Origin of the sequence: Christiangramia aquimixticola, assembly GCF_048285835.1 — a bacterium.
In the GTDB taxonomy this organism is placed as follows: domain Bacteria; phylum Bacteroidota; class Bacteroidia; order Flavobacteriales; family Flavobacteriaceae; genus Christiangramia; species Christiangramia aquimixticola.
In genome coordinates this window covers 1-278 of record NZ_JBLVTL010000350.1, presented here as the reverse complement: position 1 = coordinate 278, position 278 = coordinate 1, and the positions used below count along the sequence as shown (strand labels likewise).

The window sequence follows — 278 nt, the reverse complement described above, 5'->3', positions numbered from 1 at the left end:
CAAAGGTTTTAGCATTTCGAAGTCCAAACCTTGTCTTTGCATGATTTCCTCTGCGATGCGAATCATGTGATTGGTAAAATTACTTCCAAATACAGCCGCTACGTGTACAGCTTTCCGATCCCTGGATCGCACTTGGTAAACCAAAGGAGATATGGTTTTCGCAAGCTTCTTTAGCTTTTGCAATGTACCCTCATCCTCTGACTCTATTAGAAAAGGAACCTCATCCATCTCTACCTTTTTCCCTTTTGTGAAGGATTGTAAAGGATAAAGAATCCCTG

Annotated in this window: 1 protein-coding gene; it reads right to left on the bottom strand. The window is 41.4% G+C overall.

Annotated elements, in window-relative coordinates; genetic code table 11:
- Nucleotides 1–228: DUF2520 domain-containing protein (locus ACNKXV_RS14780; protein WP_417908455.1), on the bottom strand; the 228-nt coding region annotated here is incomplete at its 3' end.
- Nucleotides 229–278 lie beyond the last annotated feature (50 nt).